Origin of the sequence: Pontibacterium sp. (assembly GCF_964228735.1) — a bacterium.
Classification (GTDB): domain Bacteria; phylum Pseudomonadota; class Gammaproteobacteria; order Pseudomonadales; family Balneatricaceae; genus Pontibacterium.
Map to the genome: position 1 here is coordinate 1 of NZ_CAXRBQ010000009.1, position 9,355 is coordinate 9,355.

Annotated in this window: 6 protein-coding genes; all 6 read left to right on the top strand. The window is 54.3% G+C overall.

Features of this window, described 5'->3' with window-relative positions:
• The first annotated feature begins 575 nt into the window (after positions 1 to 575).
• The 6 genes from ACEQ15_RS00935 to can all read left to right on the top strand — a co-directional run bounded on the left by ACEQ15_RS00935 (position 576) and on the right by can (position 9,003).
• A complete protein-coding gene (locus tag ACEQ15_RS00935) occupies positions 576 to 4,331 on the top strand; it encodes a nitrate reductase subunit alpha (protein WP_370277090.1) in 3,756 nt (1,251 codons plus the stop codon).
• Positions 4,328 to 5,884 carry a nitrate reductase subunit beta gene (narH, locus tag ACEQ15_RS00940; protein ID WP_370277091.1) on the top strand — a complete coding sequence of 519 codons (1,557 nt, stop codon included), beginning with the start codon at positions 4,328 to 4,330 and terminating at the stop codon, positions 5,882 to 5,884. Before ACEQ15_RS00935 ends, narH begins: the two co-directional genes overlap by 4 nt.
• Before the next feature lie 11 nt (positions 5,885 to 5,895).
• Complete coding sequence (gene narJ, locus ACEQ15_RS00945) at positions 5,896 to 6,660, top strand: nitrate reductase molybdenum cofactor assembly chaperone (protein ID WP_370277092.1); 765 nt, start codon at positions 5,896 to 5,898, stop codon at positions 6,658 to 6,660.
• A 19-nt stretch (positions 6,661 to 6,679) separates the two neighbouring features.
• The gene (gene narI / locus ACEQ15_RS00950; RefSeq protein ID WP_370277093.1) at positions 6,680 to 7,354 is read left to right on the top strand and encodes a respiratory nitrate reductase subunit gamma; all 675 of its coding nucleotides are present in this window, start codon (positions 6,680 to 6,682) and stop codon (positions 7,352 to 7,354) included.
• A gap of 185 nt (positions 7,355 to 7,539) precedes the next feature.
• Entirely contained in the window at positions 7,540 to 8,355 is an 816-nt protein-coding gene (locus ACEQ15_RS00955) for a peptidylprolyl isomerase (RefSeq protein ID WP_370277094.1), read from the top strand.
• A 24-nt stretch (positions 8,356 to 8,379) separates the two neighbouring features.
• Positions 8,380 to 9,003 (top strand): carbonate dehydratase, encoded by a 624-nt coding sequence (can, locus tag ACEQ15_RS00960; protein WP_370277095.1) that lies wholly within the window; start codon positions 8,380 to 8,382, stop codon positions 9,001 to 9,003.
• The last annotated feature ends 352 nt before the right edge of the window (positions 9,004 to 9,355 follow it).

Below are 9,355 nucleotides of genomic sequence, written 5' to 3' on the forward strand. Positions count from 1 at the left end.
GAGAGTGCACATCTCATAATGGCTAGGGCCGTGTACAGGTCCAATACTGAAGCCGGATATAAGCGTGCATCTTACCTCTAAACGTCGAAAGCACTATTTGCCAAACCGGGCGGGTCCATATAAGCGCTCTCCGAGCGCGACCAACCCATCTTGCAACCCTTTTTCACCCTCATTTCCGCTCTTCGGTGGAGGGGTACCCACTAAGAATCCCGGGTAGTACCCCGTATACCCCTTCCTCTACCTCCTGTTTGGGAAAGTCTTTGTAAATCAGCGATTTATACGTGAATTTCGATATACCACCAAAGTGGTAAATGGTTGATTTTCAAGGTTTTTCCGTTTTTCGAGTGTTGATCTGGGTCAACAGCCTCCGGCCAATAGTGGCGTAATTTTGGTTACACAGTAAACGCAGATCGATCTGCAGGGACGTAGAGACATCTGTACAGACCAGCCGTCATCCGGCTGATGCAACAACCTAATCAGTGAGCCGATTGGTTTGTTGCACACCGGGTAAAACCGCCGGGTCCTTCAGAGGTGTGGGACCCAGTCCTGACCAAAGGGGTTTCAGGAGATAAGACATGAGCCATTTGCTTGATCGATTAAAATATCTGAAAAAAGAAAAACCGGAGACGTTCTCCGATGGTCACGGGCAGACTACAGAAGAAAGCCGTGACTGGGAGGACGGTTACCGTCAGCGTTGGCAGCACGACAAAGTTGTGCGCTCCACGCACGGTGTAAACTGCACCGGTTCCTGTAGCTGGAAAATCTACGTTAAAAACGGTCTGATCACCTGGGAAACCCAGCAGACTGACTATCCACGTACCCGCCCTGATCTGCCTAACCACGAGCCTCGTGGTTGTCCGCGTGGTGCGAGCTACTCTTGGTACATCTACAGCGCAAACCGCCTGAAGTACCCAACAGTTCGTAAGCGCCTGCTGAAACTGTGGCGTGAAGCGAAAGCACGCAACAGCGATGCTGTAACCGCTTGGGCGTCTATCGTTGAAGACTCTGGCAAAGCTCAGTCTTATAAGTCTGTACGTGGTCAGGGTGGTTTCGTTCGTTCCACCTGGGAAGAAGTTAACGAAATCATCGCAGCGGCTAACACTTACACCATCAAGCAGTACGGTCCTGACCGTGTGATCGGTTTCTCCCCGATCCCTGCAATGTCCATGGTGTCCTACGCGGCTGGTGCGCGCTACCTGTCTCTGATCGGTGGTGCATGTCTGAGTTTCTACGACTGGTACTGTGACTTGCCACCGGCGTCTCCAATGACCTGGGGTGAGCAGACCGACGTTCCTGAATCTGCAGACTGGTACAACTCCAACTACGTGATCGCATGGGGTTCTAACGTACCTCAGACCCGTACCCCGGACGCGCACTTCTTCACTGAAGTACGTTACAAGGGTACTAAGACTGTCGCAGTTACTCCGGACTACTCCGAAGTTGCGAAGCTGTGTGACCAGTGGATGAACCCTAAACAGGGTACTGACGCAGCACTGGCGATGGCGATGGGTCACGTAATTCTGAAAGAATTCCACGTCGAGAAGCCAAGCGAGTACTTCACTGACTACGCCCGTCGTTACACCGACATGCCTCACCTGGTTCAGCTGGATCAGCGTGAAGATGGTAGCTACGTACCGGGTCGCTTTATCCGTGCAGCTGACTTCGACAAGAACCTGGGTCAGGACAACAACCCAGAGTGGAAGACTGTCGCGTTTGATGAAACGAGCAACAGCTTTGTTACGCCAAACGGCTCCATCGGTTTCCGTTGGGGTGAGAAAGGTAAGTGGAACATCGAAGCGAAAGAGGGTGGTGAAGGTAAAGACACCCACCTGGCGCTTACATTCCTGGAAAACCACGACGAAGTGGTTTCCGTCGGCTTCCCATACTTCGGTGGTGTAGAGAACGAATACTTCACCAACAACAAGTTTGAAGACGTTATCCACCACAACATGCCAGCCAAGAAGATCAAGCTGGCAGACGGTAGCGAATCCCTGCTGGTAACCGTAGGTGACCTGATGCTGGCGAACTACGGTGTTGACCGTGGTCTGGGCGGTGACTTCGTAGCGAAGAGCTTCGACGACAACGCGCCATACACTCCAGCATGGCAGGAGCAGATCACCGGTGTAGACCGCAACGTTGTGATCCAGATCGCACGTGAGTTTGCAGACACCGCTGATAAGACCAAAGGTCGCTCCATGATCATCGTGGGTGCCGGTATGAACCACTGGTACCACATGGACATGAACTACCGTGGCCTGATCAACCTGCTGGTAATGTGTGGCTGTATCGGTCAGACCGGTGGCGGCTGGGCACACTACGTAGGTCAGGAAAAACTGCGTCCACAGTGCGGCTGGTTGCCTCTGGCATTCGGTCTGGACTGGCAGCGTCCACCACGTCACATGAACGGTACCTCCTTCTTCTACAACCACTCCAACCAGTGGCGTTACGAGAAGCTGGAAGTGGACGAGATCCTGTCTCCTCTGGCAGACAAGTCCAAGTACACCGGCAGCCTGATCGACTTCAACGTACGTTCCGAGCGCATGGGCTGGTTGCCATCTGCACCGCAGCTGGGCACTAACCCTCTGCAGCTGACCAAAGCAGCCGAAGCGGCTGGCGTGACTCCACAGGAGTACACCGTAGATCAGCTGAAATCCGGCGCATTGGGCTTCGCAGCGGAAGATCCGGACAACCCGCAGAACTTCCCGCGCAACATGTTCATCTGGCGTTCCAACCTGCTGGGTTCCTCCGGTAAGGGCCACGAGTACATGCTGAAGTACCTGCTGGGTACCAACCACGGCGTACTGGGTAAAGACCTGGGCGAAGAGGGCGGTAAGAAACCAGAAGAGGTGAAATGGCACGACAAGGGCTCCGAAGGCAAGGTTGACCTGCTGGTAACCCTGGACTTCCGTATGTCCACTACCTGTCTGTACTCCGATATCGTGTTGCCAACTGCAACCTGGTACGAGAAAGACGACCTGAACACCTCGGATATGCACCCGTTTATCCACCCACTGTCTGCAGCAACCGACCCTGCATGGGAAGCACGCTCTGACTGGGATATCTACAAAGGCATCGCTGAGAAGTTCTCCGAAGTCTGCGTGGGTCACCTGGGTGTAGAGAAAGACCTGGTAACCGTGCCTCTGCAGCACGACACCCCAGGGGAACTGGCACAGCCATACGATGTTAAGGACTGGAAGAAAGGCGAAGCTGATCCGGTACCGGGCAAAACCATGCCAAACCTGGCCGTGGTTGAGCGCGACTACCCGAACACTTACAAGCGCTTCACCTCTGTAGGTCCGCTGCTGGAGTCTCTGGGCAACGGCGGTAAAGGTATCACTTGGGATACCAAAGAAGAGGTCGATTTCCTCAAGAAACTGAACTGGACCCACACCGAAGAGGGTGCTCACGAAGGCCGTGCGAAGCTGGATTCAGCCGTTGACGCAGCCGAGATGATCCTCAGCCTGGCACCTGAAACCAACGGTCAGGTAGCAGTGAAGGCATGGGAAGCACTGGGTGAAGCCACCGGTCTGGATCACACTCACCTGGCGATTCCTAAAGAGGAAGAGAAGATCCGCTTCCGCGATGTACAGGCGCAGCCACGTAAGATCATCTCCTCCCCAACTTGGTCGGGTCTGGAAGATGAGCATGTGTCCTACAACGCTGGTTACACCAACGTACATGAGCTGATCCCTTGGCGTACCCTGACCGGTCGTCAGCAGTACTACCAGGATCACGAGTGGATGCGTGACTTCGGTGAGAGCCTGCTGGTGTATCGTCCGCCGATCAACACCAAGGCTGTTGCTCCGGTGATGGATAAGAAGCCAAACGGTAACCCGGAAATTGCGCTGAACTGGATCACTCCGCACCAGAAATGGGGTATCCACTCAACCTACTCCGATAACCTGATCATGCTGACCCTGTCCCGTGGTGGCCCGATCATCTGGATGTCTGAAGTAGACGCGAAGAAAGTGGGTATCGAAGACAACGATTGGGTAGAGATCTTCAACGCTAACGGTGCAATTGCAGCCCGTGCGGTAGTCTCCCAGCGTGTGAACGAAGGTATGACCATGATGTACCACGCACAGGAACGTATCGTGAACGTACCTGGTGCTGAAACCACCGGTACCCGTGGTGGTATCCATAACTCCGTAACCCGTGCGTGTCCGAAACCAACCCACATGATCGGTGGTTACGCACACCAGGCCTACGGCTTTAACTACTACGGCACAGTGGGTTCCAACCGTGATGAATTCGTGGTTGTTCGTAAGATGAAGAACATCGACTGGCTGGATGGTGAGAACAACGATTACGTTCAGGAGGCAGCCAAATGAAAATTCGCTCCCAAGTAGGTATGGTGCTGAACCTCGATAAATGTATCGGTTGTCACACCTGCTCGATTACCTGTAAGAACGTCTGGACCTCTCGTGAAGGTATGGAGTACGGCTGGTTCAACAACGTTGAGACCAAGCCGGGCATCGGTTACCCGAAAGAGTGGGAAAACCAGGACAAGTGGAAAGGTGGCTGGATCCGTAAAGCGGACGGTTCTATCGAACCACGCATCGGTGGTAAATGGCGTGTGTTGGCGAACATCTTCGCCAACCCTGACATGCCAGAGATCGACGACTACTACGAGCCGTTCGATTTCGATTACCAGCACCTGCATAACGCACCAGAAGGCAAACACCAGCCGGTGGCTCGTCCGCGCTCACTGATTACCGGTGACCGTATGAAGAACATCGAATGGGGCCCTAACTGGGAGGAGATCCTCGGTACTGAGTTCTCCAAGCGTTCCAAAGATAAGAACTTCGACAACGTACAGAAGGAGATCTACGGCCAGTTCGAGAACACCTTCATGATGTACCTGCCGCGTCTGTGCGAGCACTGTCTGAACCCTGCATGTGTAGCATCCTGCCCATCCGGCGCGATCTACAAGCGTGAGGAAGACGGTATCGTACTGATCGACCAGGACAAGTGTCGTGGCTGGCGTATGTGTGTCAGTGGCTGTCCGTACAAGAAGATCTACTACAACTGGAAAACCGGTAAGTCCGAGAAGTGTATCTTCTGTTACCCACGTATCGAGTCCGGTCTGCCAACCGTCTGCTCCGAGACTTGTGTAGGTCGTATCCGTTACCTGGGCGTGCTGCTCTACGATGCGGACCGCATCAAAGAAGTAGCGGCATCCGGTTCCGAGCAGGATCTGTACGAGAAGCAGTTGGATATCTTCCTGGATCCATTCGATCCGGCAGTGATTGCCCAGGCGCGCAAAGATGGCGTTGATGACAACGTGATCAAAGCGGCTCAGGAATCTCCGGTGTACAAGCTGGCGATGGACTGGAAACTGGCGCTGCCTCTGCACCCTGAGTACCGCACACTGCCAATGGTTTGGTACGTGCCACCACTGAGCCCAATTCAGTCTGCGGCTGATGCTGGCCAGATCGGTATGAACGGTGCGATCCCGGATGTGGACAGTCTGCGTATCCCGGTTAAATACCTGGCTAACCTGCTGACCGCCGGTGATGAGAAACCGGTTGTCACTGCACTGAAACGTATCCTGGCGATGCGTGCTTACAAGCGTGACGAGCAGGTGGAAGGCAAGATCAACCTGGATGTACTGGAAGATGCTGGTCTCACCGAAGGTCAGGCGAAAGAGATGTACCGCTACCTGGCGATTGCGAACTACGAAGACCGCTTCGTGATTCCAACCAGCCACCGCGAACTGGCGAAGGAAGCCTTCCCAGAGCGTGCGGGTTGCGGCTTCAGCTTCGGTAACGGCTGTGCCGGCGGCGAGACTGAGTTCAACCTGTTCGGTGCCAAGAAGCAGAACGTCACCATGGTCGAAAAGATCAGCGGCGTGAAGCAGGTTGATCCTGCACAGTTGGACTAGGAGATTAAGCGATGCGTAATCTGAAAGTTATCTCCGCCCTGATGGACTATCCGGAAGCTGAGCTTCTGGAAGGCCGTCAGGAGCTGATCGCCGAACTGCGTGATGACGCGTTCCTGGCGGCTGAGCAGAAGGAAGCGCTGATCGAGTTTGTCGATCAGCTCTGCACCTCCGATCTGCTGGACGCCCAGGAGGAGTACGTCGCACTGTTCGACCGCGGTCGCTCCAACTCCTTGCTGTTGTTTGAACACGTTCACGGCGAAAGCCGTGACCGTGGCCAGGCGATGGTGGATCTGATGTCTGTATATGAGAAGCAGGGATTCGTAATCGATCAGCGCGAGCTGCCTGATTACATCCCGCTGTTCCTGGAGTTCCTGTCCCTGCGGCCGGAACAGGAAGTACGCCAGTGGCTGATGGATGTCAGCCATATCCTGGCCCTGCTGGAAGCCCGACTGCAACAACGCGAGAGCCAGTACGCGGTGCTGTTTGAAGCACTGCTGAGCCTCGTCGGCGTTGAAGTTGAGCGTGCCGAGCTGAAAGAGAAAGTTGCCTCTGAAGAGCGCGACGACACTCCGGAAGCCTTGGACAAAGTATGGGAAGAGGAGATGGTGCGCTTCACCGAAGGCAGTGCGCAGGACGGTGCCGCAGGTTGCGGCGACAGCCTGCTCAACCAGCGCCGTCAGGAGCTGAATGCGCCTGACATAGCTAAGCCGGTGCACCTGGCGCCTATGTCAGAGCAGCCATCTCATAAACCGACTCAGAGAGTAACCGGCTCCTGAGGGGCCCGGGAGAATTATCATGTCATACATTAATGATCTTCTGTTTGGGGTATACCCATACATCGCCGGCGCAGTCTTTCTGATCGCTAGCTGGATTCGTTACGACCGGGAGCAGTACACCTGGCGAGCAAGTTCCAGCCAGATGCTGAACTCAAAGGGCTTCCGTCGTGCGAGCAACCTGTTCCACGTAGGTGTGCTGTTTATCTTCTTCGGCCACCTGGTGGGTCTGCTGACACCACACGCAGTGTACGAACCATTTATCTCCAGCGGTAACAAACAGCTGCTGGCGATCATCACTGGTGGTGCTGCAGGTATCGCATGCTGGATCGGCTGCTTCCTGCTGCTGAAACGTCGTCTGGGTGATCCACGCGTACGTGCTACCAGCAGCACAGCGGATATCTTCATCCTGGTACTGCTGTTCGTACAGGTAACCCTGGGTCTGCTGACTATCCCATTCGCAATGAACCACCTGGACGGTAGCGTAATGTTGCTGCTGGCTGGTTGGGCGCAAGGTCTGGTAACTCTGCAGGCAGATGCTGCAGACCACCTGATCGGTGTGGGCTTCATCTACAAAGCACACATCTTCGTGGGCCTGACTATGTTCATCGTGTTCCCATTCACTCGAATGGTGCACATCTGGAGTGTGCCGGTGAAATACTTCGCACGTAGCTACCAGATCGTACGTCAGCGTTAATAAGCACGACCTTTAGTAAGACCAAGTAAGACCGACCCCTGCGGCTTGGCCGCAGGGGTCACACTCAAACGGCGAATAAGCCCTATGCGTGCTCAATCTAACGGCGTTACAGAAAGCCCGAGTACCTATAGGACTTGCTCGAAAGCACTACACAGCGTTATCGCCCTTTTCTTTGGAGGCACACCATGCAGCTGATCGATACCACCTCTCTGCCAACTGAAGCACCTGATTTTCCTGATGTGGTTGTGAACGGCACCACCATCGATTCACATACCATCCTGCAAGAGATGCAGTACTACCCGGCTGAATCCATGGAAGACTCCCGCCAGCAAGCGGCACAGTCGCTGGTGGTACGTGAGCTGTTGATGCAACGCGCCCGCGATCTGGGAATGGATGTTGCCGAAGATGACGATGCCAACGAAAACATGATCGCAGCCCTGCTGGAGAAAGAGGTTGAACTGACCACTGCTGACGCAGAAACTTGCGAACGTTACTACGAAGCCAACAAAGAGCGCTTCAAAACCCCGGTGCTGATCGCCTGCAGTCATATCCTGCTGGGTGCTGATCCTAATGACCTGGAAGAGCGCGCTGCCCGCAAGGTGGAAGCGGAAGGCCTGATCGAAACCCTGAAAGACTCACCGGAAAAATTTGCTGCCTTGGCAGAACTGAATTCCGACTGTCCTTCGAAAGAGGTGGGAGGCCAGATGGGGCAGCTGGACAAAGGCCAGACCGTTCCTGAGTTTGAACGCCAGGTATTCACCCTCGAAGTGGGGCTGGCGGACTATCCGGTAGAGAGCCGCTACGGTTTCCATATTGTACGTATCGATCAGCGCGTAGACGGTGAACAGCTACCGTATGAAGCGGTAGAAGAGCGTATCCGCGGTTACCTGCAGGAGCGCAACTACCGCAGCGCTGTAAATCAGTACATCCAGCTGCTGGCGGGTGAAGCTGAGATCTCCGGTGTAGAGATCCAGGGCGCCGATTCCCTGCTGGTGCAGTAACAGGGGTTATCGAGGAGTACTCTGATGCTTGACGATCTGCTGACAAACAACAAAGCCTGGGCGAAACGCATTGAAGAACAGCGCCCGGGTTTCTTCAAAGAACTGGCTGCCCAACAGAAACCGGATTACCTCTGGATCGGTTGCTCCGACAGCCGTGTTCCGGCCAACGAAATCGTTGGTTTGATGCCAGGTGAACTCTTCGTTCACCGCAATATCGCCAACATGGTGCTGCACACCGACCTAAACTGCCTCTCCGTGCTGCACTACGCGGTGGATGTGTTGAAAGTGAAACACATCATCGTCTGCGGTCACTACGGCTGTGGTGGTGTACGTGCCTCGCTTGGCCATGCTGACCTAGGCCTTATCGATAACTGGCTGCGCCACTTGAAAGATGTCGCCTACGCAAACAACGAGATCCTGAATGCGGAAGAAGACGAAGATGCCCGCGTCGACCGCTTCTGTGAGTTGAACGTTATCGCTCAGGTGTCTAACGTCTGCAAAACCAAACCGGTGCAACGTGCCTGGAAAGAGGGGCGTGAGCTAACCGTGCACGGCTGGATCTACGGTATCGAAGATGGTGTGATCAAAGACCTGAAAGTGGATGCAAAAAGCGTGGATTGCATGCCTGAGTTGTATCGTGTGGAGTGATCTGGCTGCCGCTTTCATTGAATCTGAAAGGCTCCTGATTGGGGGCCTTTTTTGTGAGTGTTTTGTTCAAATTTGGGATTAATGTAGGGCAGCCTTCAGGCTGCCGGCAGGCTAAACCCTGCCCTACAATCTATTCGTTTAATTTTGTTGGTCCCAGAACCCTGCTCCAAGTCAATAGAATGTTCATTCGTTATCTGTGACGTCCTTCCGAAGGGGGTAGCCCTCAATCCCCTGTAAACAGGGCGCAAACGCCCATATTCCGGTGTTTTTCTAACACTAATACCCCGTGCAGTTACCACCTGTGAGGTATACAGGGCCTGGGGTGCCGTTGCGATAATCGATGGCAATTAGA

What these genes read in the sequence shown, in the direction of transcription:
- ACEQ15_RS00935 (WP_370277090.1), top strand. Translation starts at nt 576, where the DNA reads ATGAGCCATTTGCTTGATCGATTAAAATATCTGAAAAAAGAAAAACCG.
- narH (WP_370277091.1), top strand. Translation starts at nt 4,328, where the DNA reads ATGAAAATTCGCTCCCAAGTAGGTATGGTGCTGAACCTCGATAAATGT.
- narJ (WP_370277092.1), top strand. Translation starts at nt 5,896, where the DNA reads ATGCGTAATCTGAAAGTTATCTCCGCCCTGATGGACTATCCGGAAGCT.
- narI (WP_370277093.1), top strand. Translation starts at nt 6,680, where the DNA reads ATGTCATACATTAATGATCTTCTGTTTGGGGTATACCCATACATCGCC.
- ACEQ15_RS00955 (WP_370277094.1), top strand. Translation starts at nt 7,540, where the DNA reads ATGCAGCTGATCGATACCACCTCTCTGCCAACTGAAGCACCTGATTTT.
- can (WP_370277095.1), top strand. Translation starts at nt 8,380, where the DNA reads ATGCTTGACGATCTGCTGACAAACAACAAAGCCTGGGCGAAACGCATT.